The 21,635-nt window shown below is 43.1% G+C and carries 19 protein-coding genes; 7 read left to right on the top strand and 12 right to left on the bottom strand.

The window, feature by feature from the left end; genetic code table 11:
* On the top strand, nt 1–2,010 hold the full coding sequence (locus BLQ81_RS16525; RefSeq protein WP_092732276.1) for an OmpA family protein: 2,010 nt from the start codon (nt 1–3) through the stop codon (nt 2,008–2,010).
* A 147-nt stretch (nt 2,011–2,157) separates the two neighbouring features.
* Here the strand turns inward: BLQ81_RS16525 and BLQ81_RS16530 are convergent, their stop codons facing one another.
* From BLQ81_RS16530 to BLQ81_RS16540, 4 genes are all read right to left on the bottom strand, one after another.
* A complete protein-coding gene (locus tag BLQ81_RS16530; RefSeq protein WP_245693291.1) occupies nt 2,158–2,670 on the bottom strand; it encodes a helix-turn-helix domain-containing protein in 513 nt (170 codons plus the stop codon).
* A 671-nt stretch (nt 2,671–3,341) separates the two neighbouring features.
* The gene (locus BLQ81_RS16535; protein ID WP_092732282.1) at nt 3,342–3,878 is read right to left on the bottom strand and encodes an alkaline phosphatase family protein; all 537 of its coding nucleotides are present in this window, start codon (nt 3,876–3,878) and stop codon (nt 3,342–3,344) included.
* Complete coding sequence (locus tag BLQ81_RS23160) at nt 3,868–3,951, bottom strand: alkaline phosphatase family protein (RefSeq protein ID WP_407640252.1); 84 nt, start codon at nt 3,949–3,951, stop codon at nt 3,868–3,870. The genes BLQ81_RS16535 and BLQ81_RS23160 overlap by 11 nt, the downstream gene beginning before the upstream one ends.
* Before the next feature lie 290 nt (nt 3,952–4,241).
* Nucleotides 4,242–7,388 (bottom strand): TonB-dependent receptor, encoded by a 3,147-nt coding sequence (locus tag BLQ81_RS16540; RefSeq protein WP_092732413.1) that lies wholly within the window; start codon nt 7,386–7,388, stop codon nt 4,242–4,244.
* A 458-nt stretch (nt 7,389–7,846) separates the two neighbouring features.
* On the opposite strand from BLQ81_RS16540, the gene BLQ81_RS16545 reads away from it, so the two are divergent.
* Nucleotides 7,847–8,278, top strand: a complete 432-nt coding sequence (locus tag BLQ81_RS16545; protein WP_092732285.1) for an SRPBCC family protein — start codon at nt 7,847–7,849, stop codon at nt 8,276–8,278.
* 148 nt (nt 8,279–8,426) lie between these two features.
* Here BLQ81_RS16545 and BLQ81_RS16550 read toward each other — a convergent pair whose 3' ends face one another.
* A complete protein-coding gene (locus BLQ81_RS16550) occupies nt 8,427–9,557 on the bottom strand; it encodes a BamA/TamA family outer membrane protein (RefSeq protein ID WP_092732288.1) in 1,131 nt (376 codons plus the stop codon).
* A gap of 203 nt (nt 9,558–9,760) precedes the next feature.
* On the opposite strand from BLQ81_RS16550, the gene BLQ81_RS16555 reads away from it, so the two are divergent.
* A complete protein-coding gene (locus BLQ81_RS16555; RefSeq protein ID WP_092732291.1) occupies nt 9,761–10,054 on the top strand; it encodes a transposase in 294 nt (97 codons plus the stop codon).
* The gene (locus BLQ81_RS22345; RefSeq protein ID WP_175454254.1) at nt 10,051–10,227 is read left to right on the top strand and encodes a hypothetical protein; all 177 of its coding nucleotides are present in this window, start codon (nt 10,051–10,053) and stop codon (nt 10,225–10,227) included. Before BLQ81_RS16555 ends, BLQ81_RS22345 begins: the two co-directional genes overlap by 4 nt.
* 275 nt (nt 10,228–10,502) lie before the next feature.
* On the opposite strand, the gene BLQ81_RS16560 is transcribed toward BLQ81_RS22345, so the two are convergent.
* The 7 genes from BLQ81_RS16560 to BLQ81_RS16600 all read right to left on the bottom strand — a co-directional run bounded on the left by BLQ81_RS16560 (nt 10,503) and on the right by BLQ81_RS16600 (nt 18,611).
* On the bottom strand, nt 10,503–11,147 hold the full coding sequence (locus tag BLQ81_RS16560) for a hypothetical protein (protein WP_092732294.1): 645 nt from the start codon (nt 11,145–11,147) through the stop codon (nt 10,503–10,505).
* A gap of 11 nt (nt 11,148–11,158) precedes the next feature.
* Complete coding sequence (locus BLQ81_RS16565; protein WP_092732297.1) at nt 11,159–11,908, bottom strand: hypothetical protein; 750 nt, start codon at nt 11,906–11,908, stop codon at nt 11,159–11,161.
* A 493-nt stretch (nt 11,909–12,401) separates the two neighbouring features.
* Nucleotides 12,402–13,139 carry a LytR/AlgR family response regulator transcription factor gene (locus tag BLQ81_RS16575; RefSeq protein WP_092732303.1) on the bottom strand — a complete coding sequence of 246 codons (738 nt, stop codon included), beginning with the start codon at nt 13,137–13,139 and terminating at the stop codon, nt 12,402–12,404.
* A 2-nt stretch (nt 13,140–13,141) separates the two neighbouring features.
* The gene (locus BLQ81_RS16580; RefSeq protein WP_092732306.1) at nt 13,142–13,912 is read right to left on the bottom strand and encodes a sensor histidine kinase; all 771 of its coding nucleotides are present in this window, start codon (nt 13,910–13,912) and stop codon (nt 13,142–13,144) included.
* A gap of 539 nt (nt 13,913–14,451) precedes the next feature.
* Entirely contained in the window at nt 14,452–15,177 is a 726-nt protein-coding gene (kdsB, locus tag BLQ81_RS16590; protein ID WP_092732312.1) for a 3-deoxy-manno-octulosonate cytidylyltransferase, read from the bottom strand.
* A gap of 142 nt (nt 15,178–15,319) precedes the next feature.
* A complete protein-coding gene (locus tag BLQ81_RS16595) occupies nt 15,320–17,782 on the bottom strand; it encodes a GumC family protein (protein ID WP_092732315.1) in 2,463 nt (820 codons plus the stop codon).
* A 4-nt stretch (nt 17,783–17,786) separates the two neighbouring features.
* Complete coding sequence (locus tag BLQ81_RS16600) at nt 17,787–18,611, bottom strand: polysaccharide biosynthesis/export family protein (protein WP_092732319.1); 825 nt, start codon at nt 18,609–18,611, stop codon at nt 17,787–17,789.
* 261 nt (nt 18,612–18,872) lie between these two features.
* Between BLQ81_RS16600 and BLQ81_RS16605 the strand changes: the two genes are divergently transcribed.
* The 3 genes from BLQ81_RS16605 (at nt 18,873) to BLQ81_RS22515 (ending at nt 21,589) form a co-directional block, all read left to right on the top strand.
* The gene (locus tag BLQ81_RS16605; RefSeq protein WP_092732322.1) at nt 18,873–19,811 is read left to right on the top strand and encodes a GNAT family N-acetyltransferase; all 939 of its coding nucleotides are present in this window, start codon (nt 18,873–18,875) and stop codon (nt 19,809–19,811) included.
* Between the two features lie 262 nt (nt 19,812–20,073).
* Complete coding sequence (locus BLQ81_RS16610) at nt 20,074–20,271, top strand: hypothetical protein (protein ID WP_092732325.1); 198 nt, start codon at nt 20,074–20,076, stop codon at nt 20,269–20,271.
* On the top strand, nt 20,258–21,589 hold the full coding sequence (locus BLQ81_RS22515; protein WP_245693292.1) for a glycosyltransferase: 1,332 nt from the start codon (nt 20,258–20,260) through the stop codon (nt 21,587–21,589). The genes BLQ81_RS16610 and BLQ81_RS22515 overlap by 14 nt, the downstream gene beginning before the upstream one ends.
* Nucleotides 21,590–21,635: the final 46 nt, after the last annotated feature.

A 21,635-nucleotide genomic window follows, 5' to 3' on the forward strand; every position in this document is an offset into this window, starting at 1 on the left:
ATGCAATCAACAACATATCTAACCAAGGGATCACGCACTTTGTTGTTCCCTGATTTCCTCCCGGTCAAAGCCCTGATTTTAGGGGCATTGTTAATGGGAGGAAGCACGCTACAGGCCCAACAGTACACCAGGCCGGCATGGAAGTTTGGTGCAGCGGCAGGTGCAAACTTTAATTTTAATCAAGGACTAACCCAGCAGCTCAATTCAAACCTTACAGTCCCAGCGGGATTCAATCACGGTAACGGCGTGGGTTTGTTTCTGGGTCCTGTCATCGAATATCACCGCCCTGAGTCTAGTTTTGGAATGATGCTCCAGGCGGGATACGACAGTCGAAAAAGCACATTTGACCAGATCACCACTCCCTGTAACTGTCCAGCCGATTTGTCAACGGATTTAAGCTATCTGACAATTGAGCCAAGCCTTCGCTTTGCTCCTTTTAAGAATAACTTTTATCTCTATGCGGGTCCGCGCTTTGCTTTTAACAGAACCAAGGCATTTACCTATCAGCTGGGAATCAACCCGGATTTCCCGGATCAAGCACCTACCCCTGCGGTTGACGGCGAATTCAGCAATATCCGTGAAAACCTGATTTCGATGCAGATCGGCGCAGGGCATGACATTCAGCTTTCTTCCCAAAACAGCAAAGTGCAAACCGTACTTTCTCCCTTTGTAGCAATTCAGCCTTATTTCGGTCAGAATCCTAGATCTACTGAAACATGGACACTGACTACACTTCGGGTAGGAGCGGCATTGAAATTCGGAAAAGGACGCAAAATACCTGTTGCTGTGCTACCTCCGGCTACCCCGATTGTGGAACCTGTCTTTGGGTTTGCAGTAAACTCCCCTAAAAACAATCCGGAAACAACCAGTATAATCGAGACTTTTCCGATCCGAAACTATGTGTACTTCGATGCAGGATCAACTGCCATCCCAAGTCGTTATGTGACACTTGGGAAAAGTCAGGTGAGAGATTTCAAAGCAGATCAATTGGATGTATTTGCACCAAGCGAGCTATCCGGCCGGGCTAACCGACAGCTGATGGTGTATTACAATGTGCTGAATATCCTTGGAGATCGAATGGTGAAGAATCCTTCGGCGAATATCAAATTGGTTGGCTCTTCGGAGAAAGGTGCTCAGGAAGGGAAAAAAATGTCCGAATCAGTCAAAACCTACCTGGTAAATACTTGGGGAATCGATCCTTCAAGAATTGTCACGGAAGGGTTGACCAAGCCTCGGATCCCATCCAGAAGTATAGGCGGAACCCGCGAACTTGATCTGTTGCTCGATGGTGACCGACTAGTGAGTATTGAAAGCAGCTCTCCTGAATTGCTGATGGAATTCAAAGGTGGATTGGACGCTCCACTGAAGCCCGTTTCGCTGCTGGCACCGGAGGAAAGTTATGTCACTTTCGAGGTCGATGGTGCGGAAGAGGCCTTTAGCTCTTGGACCTTGGAAGTCAAAGATGCACAGGGAAAAATCCAAAATTTCGGCCCTTACACTGAGGATAAAGTAAGTATTGCAGGCGAATCAATCCTGGGAAAGAAAGCCGAAGGCGATTATACCGTAACCATGGTGGGTAAGACTAAAGAGGGTCAAACAATCAGAAAAGAAACCCCGGTAAAAGTGGTGCTTTGGACTCCTCCTACCAGTGTGGAAGGAAACAGATATAGTGTCATCTATGAATTCAACGATGCCAAGGCTATCGCTTCTTATGAGAAATACTTAACAGAAGTGGTCGCTCCAAAAATTCCAATCGGTGGTACAGTGACCATCAACGGTCATACTGACAGCATCGGAGAAGAAGCACACAACCTCGGGCTTTCCCTTGCCCGGGCAAATGATGTAAAAGGCATTCTGGAAAGAAGCCTGTTGAAGGCTGGAAGAAATGATGTGAAATTTGTGGTGAACGGATTTGGAGAAGATGAAAAAGTCTCTCCGTTCAAAAACAAGTTTCCTGAGGAACGTGCTTATAACCGAACCGTCATCATTGATGTGACCCCGGCCAAATAAGGATTGCCGATCAGTTGGGATCAACTCAACCTAAGCAATAACATGAGACAGTTCCGGGTAGCCGGGATTGTCTCTTTTATTTAGGGAGTATTTGCCTGTGGCAGCCAAGCTTTATCCCTCTCTATGCAAGGGGCTTGGTGGAGCTAGTTATTTTTTTGACTGGTAAAAAGAGGAGGGACTCAGTCCGGTTACTTTTTTAAACTGATTGGAAAGGTGGGAGACACTGCTGTAATTCATTCTGTCAGAAATCTCCGTAATTGACAATTCATCATACAGCAGAAATTCCTTCACCCGTTCGATTTTGAGAGCGATGAGGTACTGTTGAATCGTGATACCTTCCACCTCAGAAAAAATATTGGATAGGTAGGTATAATCGTAATCAAGCTTTTCACTGATGAAATCAGAATAATTAACCCTTGTGGCATCCTCCCGGGATTGGACCAATTCATTGATGGCGAGCTTGATTTTATCAATCAGGATATTTTTTTTATCCTCAAGAATTTCCAATCCTACACGTTTTAGACTTTCCTTTAGCTCCTCCATCTGATCGCAGGGAATACTGCTTTCCGTTTCTACGGAGCCGAGATTAACCGACAAATAAGGGATCCCAATTCTATCCAACTCCTGCTGCACAATTATTTTGCAGCGAAGGCTAACCATGAATTTTATGTGGATTTTCAACCTTTTATTTTGATTTAATCGGGAATTCCAATCAATGGATTACCGAAAGTCTGCAAGGTGCCTGCCAGCCTTTCGGAACCGACCCTTTGTGCTTAGAATGGATTCTTTTCTGTTAAATCAAATTTTTTTGGGGATGATAATCCGAGGAAGGCACGCTTAATTCCCCACTATGCGTTTCTAAACTATTTATCCTAAGAACAAAAATCCCTTACTACCCCATGGAAATCGCGTTTAACTTTCTCAATAGAAATAATTCTACCCCTTCGGGGTTATAAAAAAATTATGATTGTCCGGAATTCTGCCAGTTAGAAAAAATGAGCTGGGAAAATGGTTGACAATCGTCCACAGACGACTGTCAACAGTACACAGCTCGTATTTTGGAACTTCAAACCTTATTTTATTAGGCTACAGGTAAGAAAGCGGACATACATCAAAAAAAATAATCACGTTTTATGCTATAATCTTGTCATCCTCCCTTAGGGATTTAAAAGCCGGAAGTGACTGCCCGCCGTGGCGGGGCTGAAATAATTATAGAAAACGTCGGACATGTGTTTTATCTAAACCCCGAAGGGGTAAAATAAATTTAAAGGCGATCTTCCTGCTGGCTTCCCCAGACCTTCTCCAACAAAGCTCATCCTTAATTTGAGAAATTATAGCACAAAAAAGCCCAATGGAAGCAGTACTTGATCCATTGGACTTTTGAAATTCAGCAAACCAATTCTTACTTCTTCATTCCCGGGTAAAGTGTGCTTTCCGGCAAATCCATTTTCAGATTCAGAAGGTAGTCCACCACTACGGCCACATCTACCAAACTCATTTCCTGAATATCTGCATTTTCCCTGATTCCGGCACCCCAAGCGATTAATCCGGTTTAGATAGTCTCCATTAAAGGTTCGCTCATTGAGTTTGCCTAACACATTCAGCTCCATTTCGGCCAAAAGTCCCTTTGGAGTCTCTTTTTCCCGCATGGGTTCGATTCTGCCAAAACCTTCCTCCAAGCTCCAAAACTCGGGCAGATTGTAGTCAATCGGCGCGTGGACAGACACCGGCCAGATAAAACTGGCACTCTTCAATCCGGCTCTTCTTACTGCATCCCAAAGCGTAGGCACCTTGATCAATTCGCTTTCCCAAAACCATCTTCCGATTTGGCCGGTGGCTTCAAATGGGGCATTGTAATTAAATACCAAGATGTAAGGGAGTTCGTCCCGTGATGATCGTGGTGTGAGAGGGATACGTAACCAATGGAAATACGCCAGTCACACCCAATTGATCTTGCTCCTGCTTTTGCCATTTCCTGAAGATTAGGGGCAGGCCATTTTTCTTCCAGGTAAAAGTCGGGACGAAAGCCGTCAATGGAGATTAAGACCACATGCTGGGCAGGCTTGGATTCCTGCGCTTGCAAAAGGCAAGGAATTGCAAGTGCTAAAGCGACAGTCAGAGACAGGGTGAAGAATTCAATATTTGATTGATTTCTCTTTTATTTATTTGGATTGGAGTAAACGAAGAAGTCCAGCAATTCTTCGATTGCTGGACCCAATATTTAAGAGTAATTAGAAGAAAAATCTTCCTGAGATCTGGACCTGGAAGGGAGTTCCTCCGGGATTGGCAACACCCACATTAGGGTTGATTTGATAAACATACTCCTGTTTTTGACGATCAAAATTTCGAAGTGTCATCAAAAACTGATTACCGAGATTTTTGGAAGTTCCCCATTCCTTGTTAAACATATTAGCTACGTTGAAAATATCGGCACCGAGCTCCAAACCAGTTCTTTTGGCGTTGTTGAAGTAGAATTTCTTAGCCGCTCTCACATCCCAAAATCCAAAATACCCATTTTCTCCACCATTTCTTTCTGCCACCTTACCAAGGCTGTTTTCCAAATACTTCAGCGCTAAATTGTTAGGGTTTGCCAAAACTTCCCGCATGGAGGTTGCCACAGATTCAGACAATCCCGGCGTGTTTGGATCAAAAACAAAAGCAAGATCATTGGTATTGACAAAGTCTCCGTTCACGTTTCCATTGACCACGAGAGAATAGCGGGTTCCACCAATTCCAGAATAGCGAACCCCAAAGGTAATTCCCATGAAGGTAGGTGCTGTACCATAAAGTACCACCTTGTTTCTAAACTGACCATTGGAATAGCTCATTCTGGAAAGATCTCTTGGATCATCGATAACTGCCTGGAAAAGGGTGGCGCTGTTTGCCACGTTACCGTTGAAGGAGGTGTTGTCCTTGGAGTCATTCCAAGTGAAGCTGGCAGTGATTTGACCATCTCTGAAATATCGATAAGTTCCGTCCAACACTACCGTGTAGGTGTTGTTTCTGCCCTCGCTGACCAATTCCAATACACGTCCGATTTGATTAATCTTTCTTCCCCTAGTCCAATCGGCGTTTCCGTTTGTTATGCTGATGGTTTCCGCCGGAACATATACTCCGCGATTTCCTTCATTCGCCAATCGGAAATACGGCTCATCGACCATGTTTCGATCCAGGTACATGTAGTTATTGCGCGCAAGAGAGGCTATAAAATTGGCTCCAATACGAAGTCTGTTGTTGATGATCTTGTTGTACATCATGTTTCCTTTATAGATAGTCGGCACTTTAAGATCTTCGCTGTTCATGTTGATCGTAGTTAGCGGAGTGACACCCGGCAGACTTAAAAGCTCTACTCCTGGAGCAGTAGAAGGATCGTTTCTGTAGGAAACAAAATTCGGAGTAGGCACGGCTGCACCGGTAATGTCCACTGCCACGATCTTGGTGCCGTCAAACTGCAAGTTGTTGACATCGGTGTAATTGTTTAAAGCTGATCCAAAAACGCCACCTCCAATTCTAATTACATCAGTCTGTTTTTGATTGATATCCCAGGTAAATTGGAACCGGGGTTGAATCTGAAAAGAGTTTGTTTTCACATCTGTTTTCAAACCCAATTCATTGAATACTGTTTGGTTGAAATTAGGAGCATTCTGATAGCCTGTATAATCTCCTCTCAAACCCAAAACCAAGCTCATACCTCTACCCAAATCCGTGTTGGACTGGGCATAAATACCCCCTCCAAAAATATTTTGTTCAACAGTAGGATCAGTCAATGCCACTTCTCTTGCGTATCGGAAGGGACGGAGATTGTCGAAGTTATCCAGACCTATGAAGAAAAATCGACCGTTGAATTCACTGGTAGCCAAGGAGGAAAGGTTGTTCAACAATAAGTCCATACCAAAGGTATAATTTGTCTTCCCTTTGTTGTAATAGAGGTTATTCACCATCTGGTAAACATGAGATTCAAAGCGCTCGGGCAAAAACCGCTGACCTCCAATTTGAATATTGGTGTTCACTATCCTGTCATTGACATTGGATTGGATATTCTGAACAATTGCTCTTGGGATATTTTCACTCGGCAGTTGAGCACTCGGTCTACCATCATCCAAAGTGTACAGGTATTGGAGTTTCAGTTCGTTGGTGAGCTTAGGAGAAAGCACTGTACGAAGCGATGCCATCAAACTGTTGGCCTTTGAAAGATGGTCTCCATACACTTCGTACAAGTTAATTGACGTGTTGTCATTTACTCCCTGACTGTTAAGATCCCAGGAAAAGTTATTTCTGACCGTCAATAGATTCTTGGAATTGATCTGATAGTCTAATCGGGCAAAAGCTGTGTGGGAATATCTGAGTTTGTCAAAACTTCCTGTCTGAGGTGACTCTGCCACGCCATATTTGGTTCGTGCTATCTGCAGGTACCGATCCAAAGACTGTCGGGAAACATTGAACCTGGCCTCATCCTCCGGAGTTTGCAAATCCGCAATAAACAGAGGCTGAGCATCTCTTTGCCCGTCATATGCTATGAAATAATGGAGTTTGTCTTTAACGATTGGACCTCCCAAAGTGATTCCGTACTGTTGAATGGAAAATTCGTTATTTCTTGGATTCCCTCGGATATCGTAATTGCTCGCCAGCCAATCTGCACGGTTGAAAAAAAATGCAGAACCTTCAACCCGGTTGGTACCGGTTTTGGTCACAGCACTGATGATACCTCCCCCACTTCTCCCATTGGCTACATCATAGTCATTGGTGAGTACTTCAAATTCCCTAATTGCTTCCATGGAAATAGAGAAAGGACCCCTGTTGGTGGCACCACTGGATAATGGACTTCTATTGGTCATACCATCAATGGTATAGTTGGTGGATGAAAAAAGCTGTCCAAGTAAACTGTTTCCATTGGAAACCGGAGAAAGATCAACCAAAGAATTGAAGTTTCTTCCGTTTACGGGAAGGGTTGACATATCCCTTGCTGACACAGCTGTGGAACTGCCCAAACGGTCAATGCTATTGGCGATGGAATTTGCGACGACACTGACCTCATTAAGTTCTTGGGCTTCTTCGCTTATTACAAAGTCCAGCTTGATGATTTCCCCCTGATTCAGGGAAATTCCAGTCAAGGTTTTTGATCCATATCCCAGGTAGGTTGCGGAAACCGAGTAGTTGGTTCCGAGTGGGATTTGGGAGATAATGTAGTTGCCCGTTACTCCTGTCACAGTGGAAGTTGTAAATCCTGTCAGTTCATTTTTGACGAGGATTTGGGCTCCAATCAGGATTTCACCTTTTGGATCAGTTAATTTTCCCGATATCGTCGCATTGACTGCCTGAGCAAGTACTTTTTGCGGCAGCAAAATGCTGAAGAAAAGCATCAGCATTACAGATAACATGTGTGTAAAAGTTTTGAATCCCATAGATTTTAGCAGGTTAATTATTGCTCAAAACTAGAGGCTCATTCAGCCTACGGCATGTTAAAAATTAACATGGTAGCCAATCTTCACGAAAGCTTAAAAGAGGAAATAATTTGGTAAACGTATGGACAGAAATTTTTAATATGATTACACGCTATTCTGCCAGAGCAAATTTAATAACTCATTTGGGCCGGATGTAGGGTGTCCGATGTCCGATGAAGCCTAACTCTTGGTTTTTTAGGTAATTTTAAGTCTATTCAAAAGCTACTGGCAAAGTTCCGTACATACATAATTTTTAATCGAACATTAAAGGAATGGATACCAATTAAAGACTTATTCAACTTTTAAAAAAAAATTAAGCACTCACTTTTGTCAATAATCCAAAGTAAATATTCTTTTCATTAACCCTGTATATTTGAAATACAAACTCATCAAAAATGGAAAAAGACAAGAAAACCAAAATCACTGTGCGTGCAGCAATCGATGCCTCTTTGGAAAGAGTATGGAAATTCTGGACCGACCCTGAGCATATCACACATTGGAATCATGCTTCCGACGACTGGCATACGACACATGCAAGTAACGACCTCAAAGTGGGTGGAAAATTCCTTTCACACATGGCTGCCAAAGACGGGAGTATGGGTTTTGATTTTGAAGGAACTTACACCAAAATTGAACTTCATGAATCGATAGAATACGTCATGGCAGATGGACGTGAAGTGAAAATATCATTTTCTAAAAAGGGCAATGAAACTGTAGTGGATGAAACTTTTGATCCAGAAAACACCCATTCAATTGAAATGCAACAAGCCGGTTGGCAAGCCATACTGGACAACTTCAGAAAGTATGTGGAATCAAAAGAAGGATAAGAAAAATTGACTTTCAAAAAGAAATTCAAGCTCCTGTCGACAGGGTCTAGGTAAAGATATTGGATCAGAATCAATATAAAGACTGGACTTGTCCTTGCACCTATTTCAAGGATCCAATCAAAAACTATAGCAATGCTGGGGGCATTCTTTAAAAAGCTTCCCCGATAAACAGGTAAAACCCTGATCCTTCCCGGGTAAATGCCACATCAAATCGGGTGTAGATGTCCTTTTTGGGGAAAAGTAAAAATCGTAAACCTCCTCCTGCCGACCAGACCATTTTATTGATCGATTCCAGCGATAATTCAGGAAACACGGTTCCAGATCCTGCAAATACAGCAGCTCCGATTCTTTTGGAAAATCCCAATGGCAGTGGCAACATTCTGAATTCCAGCTGCGTGGCCAGTTGGTTTCGGTCTCTGAATCGCCCAAGATAATACCCCCGCATCATGCTGTCCCCACCCAACAGAGACAAATGATTAAAGGGGACATTGCCTGAGTAAAACTGACCGATGGCCTGCCAAGCCAAGACTCCATTTTTACCGACAGGTCTAAAAATCCGTGTATCCATCAATACAGCATTGAATCCATAGGTACTTAGCACAGAGGAATAGTTGAGAAAGGCCAGTTCTGCAAAGTGCCCGTTTCGCACATTCAGGACGTTGTGCCGGTCATCATAGACCACCCCTACCCCCAGGCCAAAATTAGTCGACCCCTCAGATCCTACAGGCAATGGAAAATCGAAAGCTTCACTGGATGGGATAAAATCAACGCTGGCCATCCGCTGAAAATCCGCCTCTATACCGAAATACAAATTGGGGCGAAGTTCCCGAAGCACCCGCTCTTTGATCAGGATCTGATTGGCTTCTACCAAGGCAAGGTAATCCCTAGGTGAATCAATCCCGATCCCGTGATACTTCAGTGGAAAACTTTGAAATCGCAGCCTCCCCAAAAAAAACCATTTGTCTTGGTCAGAATAGATAGCATGGTCAAACCAAAAACCATATTGGCTTTGCAGCGTGAAAAAGGTAAATCCATTGATTTCACTGAGCCTATTGGTTGTGTCACGCTTGGCATAATACACCAAAAGCGAAGAAAACCCTAATTCCCAGCTCGTCTCCGGTGCATAAGCCACTGTAGGGTACACCAAAAACTGCGGCTTGCTTATATCGGAGGTATCATTGATAAGTTTGTCAAAATACCTTCTGACCAAACTTTGAGAAATCGCCAGACCTGATTGAAACCCAAAAATCAGGATGAATATTAATTTCTTTGACGACATGTTATTTTTTAAACGAATAAATTTTATATAGTTTGACAAATCTCGACTTTTCTGCAAAATATCTAACCCAACCTATTACTGCTTTTAAGACGTGGTTGTGACAAATAGTATGGATTGTTCGGATTTGCCTGATGAAATTTATAATACTCCCCAAAATTCAGACCAGAGGTTAGGTTAAAAAAACATCCTAACTTAACTCTGAAATGAAGAAGCAAACACGACGAAAATTCACTCCCGAATTCAAGGCAAAAGTAGCCTTAGAAGCAGTCAAGAATCAACAAACCCTAGCAGAGCTTGGGCTCAAGTTTGAGCTGAGTCCTGTAATCATCTCCAAATGGAAAGGCGAATTTCTTGAAAACATGTCCAGTGTTTTTGAAAAAGGCATGAAAAATGGAGAAGAACAAGGCCCAGATGTGGACGGGCTATACGCTCAGATCGGCAAACTAAAAGTCGAGAACGAGTTTTTAAAAAAAAGTTGCAAGAAACTGGGGATATGAAAGGGCGCATCAACCTGATCGAACCTCATTCAGCTACCTTATCTATTCGAGCGCAATGCAGTGTGCTGGGTGTCTCCAGAAGCAATTTGTACTACAAACCAAAAGAGGAGAAAGCTGGAAATCCGGAAATGATGTTGCTCATGGACAAGCATCTGATAAATCATCCCACCTAAGGGGTGAACTCGATGGTGTATTTAAGTTTAAAATTTAATGAAGATCAATTCTGCTACGGGTATTTACCAGATGGATTTAGATTTTGGTGACTAATAGTGAGAATTCGGGGAATCTCACCCTTTTGTCAGTGATAAATTTTCAAACTCATCCCGATAACCATCGGGATAATTTTCAAGTAACTTGACCTTTGAACATTGGTAATTGTACATTTATAATTGTTAATGCCCATTGATAATTGTTCATTGGTCATTGACCATTGTCCATTGGTAATTGCTCATTGAGCATTGTTAATTTTTAAAAGCCCCACCACAAAAAAGCCATATTGAATGATGTTGGCGAGAACACGGATGGACCAAATTCCTCTTCCGATTGCGGTGTAGCTAAGCATATCTACAAAGAAAGAGCTGAAACAGTAAATGAAGATCCCCGAAAGAATCCAAAACCAGGAATACCTCAAAATCTCTCCCCTCTTCTCTGCAATTCGAAGCAAAGCGAATGCGGAAAGAAAAGAGGATGTCACTAGAAAAAAGGAATGGATGAAAGCAAAGAATGTATTATTTGGAATGGAAATCACAATTCTCAAAATAAACTCTGTAATAAACATCCCCGAAAAGCCAATTAAAAGGATATTTCTCCACTTGTTCCTTTTATTGAATTCCAAAAAATAAAAGCAAATCCAGACAAAGAACAGGGCTTCAAACCAGAGGTAAAAGAGCTGAAAAATTCCGTGATAATTGAATAAATCATGTGGCAGAAAATAATAGATAATCAACCCAAACCCATCCACCAAAGCCCCAAATAACAGAAATACAAAAAACAGGCGAAATTTGATTTCGCCTGTTTTTAGCTTAACCAGCGCGAAAAGTAAGGGTATCCAAATCGCTAGAGAAGAAAATGTCTGGAGTTGAACTGGTGTCAAAATTATTCAATTTATGTACTTGGCGGCCAGGAGTATTGGAGGAGCATTACTTCATTAAATTTTTCTATATGCTCCACTGAGCAATCTTCTTTTTTCAAATTTGATCCATCTGGTTTACAAGGCGCTAGTATTATCCTGATTCTCTGCCCACTAAAGTACTCCACGTTGGAATATCCTAAATAATATCGAATATGGGTAATTTCTCCCTGCGCAAAGAACTGCTTAAAATAGGGACTTCCTTTGCCATACTTGGTTGAAAAATATGCAAAGGGATAATTGACGTGACTTGAAAAATTTGAGCGAAACTGGTTCCTCATGTTATTAACATTTCGAGATCCCACATATTCAAAATTTTGAGGATTTATCGGAGGTTCATTTTGGATATCATTAAGGATATCCGCTTTCGAAGCTTGGCTACTATAATCTTTTTTGATTAAATCTTTGACAATGCGCAACCCTCTCCCATGAACCGGAGGTCGATTAGGCGTTAAGCCGGAAAGCCAAGCAGGATTATTCTGATATGCCTCCCTTATTTTTTGGATGGCCAAAATTGGTTTTCGGGTGGAACCGGTATTACAAAACCAGAAAAGGATTCCATTCACATCATCTTCACTGACCCACTCTTCCAGTTGCTTGGCGTTAAATACTCCGGAAATAAACCCATCCATTTGAACAAAAACCTCGCTTTTAACCATATCCAAAAGATATTCCGCAGCTTGTGAATACCCGATAGGTTCAATAAACTTTTCATTAAAATCCATATACTTTTTGAATTAACTATTTAAAATAAGATTGCTCAATTCAAATCCCCCCCACCCCCTTTGGTAAAGGGGGAGTTGGTCAAAAGCGGCATCATACCTTCACTAGATTAAATATTTGAAAGTTTGAGAACACTTATGTTTCTTAAATTATGACGAAAAAAATACCGCCGGATCTTTTGCTTAATCACCCCTGATCAAAAGTCTTTACCGGTTGGTTCGTCGGTCAGGCCAAGCCGATGATCACCCTGTTCATCTGCCTTTGCCAAAAACATGACCAAAGATCAATACCTCAACTAATTTTTCTAAGTAAAAATCAGATTTTGGTCGGAAAGACTTTGATTTCGGTTCCGTTTGAACCGATTTTGGTACTTACTTTTTTTACAATTTTTCAATCTTCCAATCTTCTAATCTTCCAATTCAGTAATTAGATCGCTTCAGATCGTTCGTTCTTACCCTCGCGATGACACATCGGTCATCCGTCATCCAACATCGGTCATTTCCTCAGCAAATTCAAAAACTCCTCCTTCCTCCTCCTCGAAACATCAATTACCGCACCGTCGGTCAGCTTCACCTGCCCTCCTTCGCCTTTGAAGTATTCGGCGACATAGTCCAGATTGATCAGGTGGGAATTGTGAACCCGGAAGAACCGGTGCTCTTCCAGCATTTGCTCCACATCCTTGAGCGTGCGGGAAACCAGGATTTTGCGTTTGTCCGCTGTGTAAAAGATGGTGTAGGTATTATCCGATTCGCAGCGCAGGATGTCTTTGATCTGTACAAAAAGGTACCCATTCAAGGTTGGAAGGGCTATTTTCGCATGTTCACGCGGCAGGCTCAGGTTCTTGAGCAGTGACTGAATCTGATCGGTGCTTTTTTCCCTGCGGGAGCGAAAACGCTCCAAAGCCAAGTTGAATTCCTCCTGTGCGATGGGCTTGATCAGGTAATCCACCGCCGCCAAGCGAAAGGCCTTTACTGCAAACTCCTCAAATGAGGTAATGAAGATGAGTTCGAAGGAGATCTTTTCCAGCTTCATCAGCCAGTCAAAACTTGTATCCGGTGGAAGCATCACGTCGCAAAAGACCAGATCCGGCTTTAAACTTTTACACAGCTGATCTGCCTCCCCGATCGTGGTTGCCATACCTACAAGATCCAAATCCGAAACACCCTGAATCAGAAGGATCAGGTTTTCCCGGGCGTGGGCATCGTCTTCTACAATCAATACTCTATAGGCCATTATCAATCTTTATCAAAAGGTATAATTACGATCACTTCTTTTCCTTCCGAGGTATGCTCTCTGAAATAGAATCCGGCTTTTGAACCCCGAAGTTCGTTAAGTGTGCGAAATCGATCTTCCATCAGGTTGAGTCCCATGGAGCTCTTTTTGACTATTCGGGACAGGTCGATATCGGACTTTTCAGAATGACCATTTCCATTGTCTTTTATTCGGATTCGCAGATGATTTTCATTTTCCATAGAAAACAACACTTCAATCACACCTGACTCCTTTAGCCCATGCCAAACAGCATTTTCCAAAAAGGGCTGAATCATCATTGGCGGAATAGAAATCTCCTCTGCCTGTAGCTCTTCCGACAAAGTGAACCCATAAGTGAATGCATTGCCTGTTCGGAGTTTTTCGAGGTCCAGGTAGATTCGATTGGCCTCCAATTCTTCCTGAAGGCTTACCCATTGTTTGGCCGAACTTTCCAGCACATACCGGATCAACTGTGAAAACTTAATCAGGTAATCACCCGCCTGATTGGGTTCATGTGACTTTATGAAATGATGGATGGAATTGAGGCAGTTGAAAATGAAGTGAGGATTGATCTGTGCACGGAGGGCTTTGAGTTCCCCTTCCGCTTTGGAGAGCCTAAGCTCGGTTTCCCTTTTCCGGAAATCCGATTCCCTACGGGAGCGATAAATCACAAAAATGATAAAGGAAAATGCAAGAATAACCGGAAGTAATCCAACAAAGATAGCTAGGTTAATATCAGGGGTGTTTGCTTCCATGGATCTCGTTAAGAAATCACAGGATTACACGATACTACTATCCGGACAATGAAGTGCATGGGTATGAAAAAAGACCTTAAAGAAGGTGGTCAATGATTACTTTAAGATATTGTTTTTCTTATGTCAAATGAAACGATTCAAGGAAAAATGTGAAAAAAATATTGAGAAGTTGGAAGCAGGGATTCTTCGACTTCCCTCCGCAGCGGGCAAGCTGCTCAGCACAGGAGTCGGGAGGGTTGTCCGCTGCGCGTTGTCTAGGTTGGGAAGTGGAAAGGCTGGAAATTTCTGCATCATCGGTTTTCCCTGTCGGCAAGCAGGAGTCTCACCACTTGCACCTAGTGCCTCGGTGAATTAATAAAGTGATTTTGATACCCCCCGACCCCCTATAGGGGGAGAAATGGCATTGATGATTAATGAGAAAAGTGATTTCAGGAATTTTTTATAATGAATAATTACTGTTGAATCCTCCTGCGGCTGACAGGTTTCGAATGATGAAGTATTGGGAAAAGTCTTGTGTCTTGCATCTTGTATCTAGCTTATCAAAGTATGCTTTTCAGAAAATTCCTTGCCCGGTCTAGGTCTTCTTTGGTGTCGATAGCGATGGCCTGATGGGTAGTTTCGACCATACGGATTTTCACTCCCTTTTCTACCAATCGAAGTTGTTCGAGCATCTCGATTTGTTCGAGGTAGCCTTTAGGCCAAGCCGTGTATTCCTGCAATAATTCCCGGGTATAGGCATATACTCCGACATGTTTCCAATAAAAAATATCCTCTGATCTTTCCCTATTAAAAGGAATTGGAGAGCGGGAAAAATAGATGGCATTCATCTTTTCATCGACCACTACCTTTACTGCATTTGGATTGTAGGCCTCATCTTCCGAAATCCTGCACATCAAGGAAGCCATTTTCACCTTTGGTCTTTCGAAAGCGGCAACCAGACCCTGCAGGGATTTAGGGTCTTGGAAAGGTTCATCCCCCTGTACATTGACAATGAGGTGTGCATCAACTTTCTCCAGAGCTTCGGCAATCCGATCCGAACCGCTTTCATGATTTTTCTTGCTGAAGTAGACATTTCCTCCAAGATCCAGAATCTGCCGTTCAATTTCTTTATGATCAGTGACTACCCAAACCTCGTCAAAAACGCCTGCAGCAAATGTACTTAAGTAAGTACGCTGAATCACCGAAATCCCCCCGAGGTCCTGGACCAACTTGGCCGGGAGGCGGGTGGAAGAATAACGTGCAGGTATGAGAGCGGCTATTTTCATGTGTTTATAATTTGTTTTTTAGCTGTCACATGGAATGCCCTTTATAATCATTCCCCTGTGTGATCCCGTAAATACTGCATCATGGGCATTTCATCAAAATAAGGTCAAAAAACCGGACAGGTTGGTTTTTGGATTGAATTTTTTATCGAATTCTAAAAACCTTCTTTATCGCTTTGACGGGATCAAAGGGACTGGCCTTTTTGATTTTCTTTTTCTTGGTCTCCAGGTCGTCTCCGTAGTAATTATACATGTACTTGTTATTTTGGGAGTACAGATAGGTATTTCCGTAGCCGTAATTGTAGCCTTCGTAGTGATAGCCTGAATTGAGTATTCCGTTAAAGACTCCATAGACATTTTTGACCTGCTTGTTGTTAAACAAGTCGTTGATCATTACCAGGTGGTCTTTGATGGTGTAATTTTGCCTGACCACATAGAGATTGATATCAAATAAGCGCATCAGATCGATGGTCTCTGATACCAATCCCATGGGAGGGGTATCAAAAACGATGATATCAAAGCGTTCGTCCAAATAGCTTAAGAACTCAATTAACCGTGGTGTCTGAAGTAGTTCGGCAGGATTGGGAGGAATTACCCCGGAAGGAACAAAGAACAGGTTTTCCTGCTGTGTTGGGAAAATTATCGATTCTGCGGATACCTTGCCGATCAAATAGGTGGACAATCCCACCTTTTCTGAATGATCAAAATAACTGGCCAATTTTGGTCTTCTCAAGTCAGCACCAACCACCACTGTTTTCTTTGAACCCAAAGCCATTGCTGAAGCCAAATTGAGGGAGGTAAATGTTTTTCCTTCACCCGAAACAGAGGAGGTGACAAGAATTTTTTTGGTGTTTTTACCGGCCGCCAAATAGGATATAGCTGAGCGGAGTGACCTGAAGGATTCCGCAACCGCAGATTTAGGATGTTCCAAGACCACCTTGTTGGTTCCCTTAGTGCTGTAGCCCACCACACCGAGTTGAGGAATCATGAAATGCTTTTTCAAGTCGCGCTGATCCTTGATGCTATCGTCAAACATATCCCGCAACACGATGAATCCGAAAGGCAACAATAGCCCGAGGGCCAAGGCCAAACCATAGTTTTGCGTTTTCTTTGGAAATACGAGCGTTCCCTTTTTTGCCAAATCCAGAATCGCATTGTCAGAGACGTTTGCGGCGCGTGCTATACCAGCCTCTGCCCTTTTCTCGAGCAAATAGGTGTAGAGCGACTCCCGCAATTTAAATTCCCTGAAAATACTGGTGTACTTGGATTCGGATTCAGGAAGTGTTGCAAACTGAGCATCGTACACTCTGATTTCAGCCTGAATACTTTTCTTTTGTTTGTTTGTGTTTTCAATGAGATTGACCACGTTTTCAAAGAGTGCATCCTGGACTTTTTCCATTTGCACATCGATTTTGATTACCTCCGGGTGATTTTCATTGACCGTGGCCAGAAGTTTTCTGCGCTCTTGGGACAAGGTGACCAAGGTTTGGATCAGCCCATTCAGCAAGGGATCAGGGACACCAATCACAGAAGGTGCAACGACATCCGAAAAGTCCCTGCTTTTACGCTCCATATACTGTCGGATTTCCTCGAAGTATTGAAGTTGGAATTCCAGGGCAGCATTTCGTTCGTCCAAGGCATTCATTTTAGAAAGAATGCTGGAAAACTCAGCCGAAACATCCAGAAGTTTGTTGTCAACTTTGAACCGTTGCAGTTCTCTTTCTTTGGCCTTGAGTGAATCCTCCAAGTACCCAAGTTGGCTTTCAATAAAGTCAATGGTATTTTCCTGGATTTTATTTTTCTCATTGAGATCGTACTCAATGTAGGATTGCATCAGGGCGTTGATGTAGTCTCTACCCTTTTCGACGACCTTGGTGGTAGTACTGAGTCTCAATACAGAAGAATATTCATTTTGCGTGACTATTTGTACTGACCGGGCCAGCTGTTCTTCCAAAACAGCCGGATTGATAAATCTGAAAACAACCAGTTCGCCGATTCGGGATGGATTGACCAAAAAGACCGTAAACTTGGACCTTGCGGTTTCTATAGTTTGTCCGAAAGTATAAGTCTTATTATACACTGATTCATCCCCGGCAGCCTGCACGGAGTTGAAGTCCATCAAGCCTGACTCTGCAGGAAGCAGTTTGAAATTGGTTTCGGAAAGGATTTCCAGTTCAACCGATGCATCAGTTACCTGCAGGTGATTCCAATCTACCTCGATTCGTATCGGAGATCGATCATAGAGTTCGATGTCCTTGATATTGGTTTTTGCAAAATATTCGACATCAAAGTGGAGTTTATCCATGGCAATTCGGGCCATATTTTTTGACCGAAGGCGGAGGATATCATTTTCAAGATTTATCCCTGCATTGAAAATATTTGAGCGATCCAGAATCCTGGATTCAGGGGTGCTGCTGTTTTTGATGACGATTGAACCCGTAACTTCAAATTCATCGACGGTGTAACGATGAAAGAGGAAGGTTGCAGAGAGAAAAATAACCGTAAAGAGCACATACCAAGGCCAATAACGAATGTACTTGGCGATCACATACTTGATCTCCAGTGCTTTTTCTTCGTTGTCGAGTTGACTCAGATCCAGTTTCTCCATCTTCTTATATTCCTCTCGAAACTAAATTAAATATTAAAAGAGTGGAAGCAAAGAGCCCAGCAAATAAAGCCAGGGAAGCCGTCAAATTATCCGCAGTGCCTATTTGACGGATTTTCATCGGTTCGAGATACAAAATGTCATTGGGTTGGATAAAAAACCAGGGGCTTCCGAGCAAAGCCCTGTCATTGAGGTTAATCTGATGGATTTTTGTTCCACCATCATATTGTCGAATGAGAAACATTTTGTTCTTTTTTCCCAAGAGGCTGGTTTCGCCTGCTGTGGCTAATGCATCAAAAAGAGTCGCTCTGTTTTTATAAATAATCTGAACACCCACACTGTTAAATTCCCCCAAAGTGGTGTATCGGATGCCTGCCATCCTTAGTCTAACAAATACTTCCTCCTTGAAAAATTTGTTGATTTCCTGCTGCACGGCCACTTTTGCCTGCTCTTCGGAAAGTCCACTGATTTTGATTTTGCCCAATTTGGGTATTTCGACCATCCCATCTTTGTCCAAGGAGTAGCCCGACATGTAGAGCGGGTCACTACCTCCCCCACCACCTCCACCTATGCCGATTCTGGCACCCGGACCTTGCTGGGAATTCAAAAAGGTGAATCCTGCTACCAATTCGGGGTCTGCGCTGGCAAAGTCAATTTGTACGATGTCAAAGGGTTGCAAGATGTAAGTATAGTCGACCTCAGCAAATGGAATAAACTCATTTAGCGCGATTGCGGTACTGTCAGAAAGGTTTTGTAAATAAGTTATCCGCTTATTACTGATACAGGAAGATGCCAAAAGAGTGATGCAGGCGAAAAAGAAGAGATGCTTCATTTAGAATGATTTGAACTCAGTAAATCAAAGATATGTAAAATTGATTATCCTCAAGCCAATATGTTGCCAGAAAGGATTCAGGTAAGGACTTATGATGAACTAGGATATGCTGTGCAAAATATACTTTTTGAATTAGGCTATTACTAAATAACCTTTACTCCATCCTACTATTGCGCGGGATTGGCTCAGGAAATACCACAATGGAGAAAACCCGGCAAGGTCTTGTTCGGTTGCAATGACATTTTCCCCTAAATTGAGCCTATGAACATTCGTAAAGCTACGGAATCGGATATTACCCAAATTATTGAACTGCTGAAACTTTCATTGGGGGAAAGTATGATTCCAAAATCTGAAGCGCTTTGGAAGTGGAAACACCTTTACAATCCTTTTGGGAAGTCTCCAGTCTTAGTTGCCGAGGAAGAGGGTCAACTGATTGGAGTCAGGGCATTCCTGAGGTGGGAGTTTTTGGATCAAGGGAAAATCCTCAAAGCCTGCCGTGCAGTCGATACCGCCACTCACCCTGATCATCAGGGAAAAGGCATATTCAAAAATCTCACACTGGCACTGATCGAAGACATCAAAAAAGAAGGCCTTGATTTGATCTTCAATACGCCCAATGCTAAAAGCACGCCGGGATACCTCAAAATGGATTGGGAAAAATGGGGGAAACTTCCGCTCAAACTTAATTTTCATTTCAGTAAATCCGGAAAACAAAAAGAGGTGCCCTCATCAGATTGGAATAGTATTTCAAAGCTAATCCGAAGAATAGAAACTTCATCCCGGGAAGGAACTGCAATCCAAACACGAATTGTTCCCGGGTACCTAAATTGGAGGTTTAGAGACAATCCACTTTTCCCCTATCAATTCCTCAGTGACGGAGAAAACTACCTCTTGGTCTACCGAATCAAAGAGGGGAAAATGGGTCGGGAATTTCGAATCTGTGATTTGCTGGTCAGCCAAAAGCTTACCAAGACTTTGGAAAAAGATTTCCAAAAAACGCTGAATGAGCGAATTGAAGCTTCGGGCTCAAGGTTTTCATCTTTTTCAGGGCTAAACTACCCTAATCAAAAAATCCTTGAAATGGGCCTAATCCCAATTATGAAAATTGGCCCTGTGGTCACATTGCGAAAAGTTCAGGATGATGGCTCTCCAATGGCCTTGCCTTGGGGATGGAGTTTGGGGGATTTGGAGGTGTTTTGAGGCAGGAGGTACGAAGTACAAGGTACGAGATACGAAGTACGAGATACGAGGTGCGGGGTACGGGGTATGAGATACGAAGTACGAGATACGAAGTACGAGGTATGAGGTGCGGGGTACGGGGTATGAGGTATGAGGTATGAGGTATGAGATATGAGATACGAAGTACGAGATACGAGACACGAAGTACAAGATACGAGGTGCGGGGTACGGGGTACGGGGTACGAGATACGAAGTACGAGATCCAGAGAATTGTAAATGATCAATGGTCAATTATCAGGGAAGGGCTGCTAACCGGAAACTGAGAAGCCAAATGGGAAGTGAAAAACCCGGCATCCGGAAGACCAATGCTTCGACTTTGAGCAGCACGGGTGTGGGATTCCGGAGTTTGATAAGATGGTTCGACTTTGCAATTGTCAAACGGCAGAAGCAACTTGCAGCACGAAGCTATGACAGAAAATAAGCCCAAGCGCATCAAAGTTCTCCACCTGATCAAAAGTCTGGGCCGGGGGGGTGCGGAAAAACTGATTCCTGAAACCGCCCTGGTACATGATCAGAGCAAGTTTGAGTTTCACTGCCTCTATTTTTATTATCAAAAGAACAACATTGTCGACGAGCTCGAAGCATCGGGGATCATTGTTCACCTGATTCCTTCAAGCAATCTGGGGTTGTTTTTTCAGGTGAAAAAGGTTCGGGATTTCATCCAGAAAAACGGGTTTGACATTCTCCATGCGCATCTACCCTGGGCCGGGATATTGGCGAGATTTGTGGGAAAGCAAATTGAAATCCCCATCGTCTACACGGAGCACAATACCTGGGACCGGTACAACAAAGTGTCCTATTTTGGCAACCGCTTCACGTTTAAGCAGCAGGACATTGCCATTGCGGTATCCAATGAAGTCGCGCTATCGATGCAACTCAATTCCTTTTTCGACCCTTATCAGCGTGGCGGAAGGTTAAAGATCAAAGTGATTCAAAATGGAGTGAATACGAACGTGTTTAGGAGGATGACGAGCGGAAGATTAGAAACAAGAAGCGAGATGCCAGGCGCAAGTATCATGTATCAAGGCCTTAGTACACAATTTGAAAAAAGCGAGACACAAGAAACAAGAAACGAAAAGCTTTCTTCGACTTGGTTCGGCACAGGCGAGGCAAATCGCGGTAGCCAAGAGGGTTTGTCTGGAACCTTAACTCCTTTAAGTAATCTTTCACTAAAAACTCAGCTAGGGATACCGGAGACGGCTCCTGTAATCGGGAAAGTAGCAGTATTTCGGTCGCAGAAAAGACTTTGGCTGTGGGTGGAAGTAGCCTTGGCGATATTGAAGGAATGTCCTGAAACCCATTTTCTGCTGGTTGGGGATGGGGAATGGAGAGATAGAATTCTGGACCAAATCCGAAGATCCGGGATGCAGGAACACTTTCACTGGGTAGGGGTTCAGAAGCAGGTCATACCCTACTTGTCCATCATGGATATCTACATGAGCAGTTCTGAATTTGAGGGTTTGCCGATTGCGATGTTGGAGGCGATGTCCTGCGAAGTGCCTGTAGTGGCTACGCGTGCCGGGGGGATTGGGGAGGTTATACAGGATGGAGTCCAAGGTTATTTGACAGAAATTGATGAGTGGAAGAAACTGGCCGATTACTGTATTCTGATGATAAGGGATGCCGATTCGAGGATGAAAATGGCTAAATCAGCCCGGTCAAGAGTTATTGAGAAATTCTCTATGCGTAGGATGGTGTCTGAATTGGAGGAGGTTTACCGGGAGGTTTTGAAGAAGTAGTTGGAAGGTTGGAAGTGCAATTGGCTTGTTCAACAGAACTTCAACC

Source organism: Algoriphagus alkaliphilus (assembly GCF_900103735.1).
GTDB lineage: Bacteria > Bacteroidota > Bacteroidia > Cytophagales > Cyclobacteriaceae > Algoriphagus > Algoriphagus alkaliphilus.

Coding starts and splice junctions, on each gene's coding strand:
- BLQ81_RS16525 (WP_092732276.1), top strand. CDS start 1: ATGCAATCAACAACATATCTAACCAAGGGATCACGCACTTTGTTGTTC.
- BLQ81_RS16530 (WP_245693291.1), bottom strand. CDS start 2,670: ATGGTTAGCCTTCGCTGCAAAATAATTGTGCAGCAGGAGTTGGATAGA.
- BLQ81_RS16540 (WP_092732413.1), bottom strand. CDS start 7,388: ATGTTATCTGTAATGCTGATGCTTTTCTTCAGCATTTTGCTGCCGCAA.
- BLQ81_RS16545 (WP_092732285.1), top strand. CDS start 7,847: ATGGAAAAAGACAAGAAAACCAAAATCACTGTGCGTGCAGCAATCGAT.
- BLQ81_RS16550 (WP_092732288.1), bottom strand. CDS start 9,557: ATGTCGTCAAAGAAATTAATATTCATCCTGATTTTTGGGTTTCAATCA.
- BLQ81_RS16555 (WP_092732291.1), top strand. CDS start 9,761: ATGAAGAAGCAAACACGACGAAAATTCACTCCCGAATTCAAGGCAAAA.
- BLQ81_RS22345 (WP_175454254.1), top strand. CDS start 10,051: ATGAAAGGGCGCATCAACCTGATCGAACCTCATTCAGCTACCTTATCT.
- BLQ81_RS16565 (WP_092732297.1), bottom strand. CDS start 11,908: ATGGATTTTAATGAAAAGTTTATTGAACCTATCGGGTATTCACAAGCT.
- BLQ81_RS16575 (WP_092732303.1), bottom strand. CDS start 13,139: ATGGCCTATAGAGTATTGATTGTAGAAGACGATGCCCACGCCCGGGAA.
- BLQ81_RS16580 (WP_092732306.1), bottom strand. CDS start 13,912: ATGGAAGCAAACACCCCTGATATTAACCTAGCTATCTTTGTTGGATTA.
- kdsB (WP_092732312.1), bottom strand. CDS start 15,177: ATGAAAATAGCCGCTCTCATACCTGCACGTTATTCTTCCACCCGCCTC.
- BLQ81_RS16595 (WP_092732315.1), bottom strand. CDS start 17,782: ATGGAGAAACTGGATCTGAGTCAACTCGACAACGAAGAAAAAGCACTG.
- BLQ81_RS16600 (WP_092732319.1), bottom strand. CDS start 18,611: ATGAAGCATCTCTTCTTTTTCGCCTGCATCACTCTTTTGGCATCTTCC.
- BLQ81_RS16605 (WP_092732322.1), top strand. CDS start 18,873: ATGAACATTCGTAAAGCTACGGAATCGGATATTACCCAAATTATTGAA.
- BLQ81_RS16610 (WP_092732325.1), top strand. CDS start 20,074: ATGGTCAATTATCAGGGAAGGGCTGCTAACCGGAAACTGAGAAGCCAA.
- BLQ81_RS22515 (WP_245693292.1), top strand. CDS start 20,258: ATGACAGAAAATAAGCCCAAGCGCATCAAAGTTCTCCACCTGATCAAA.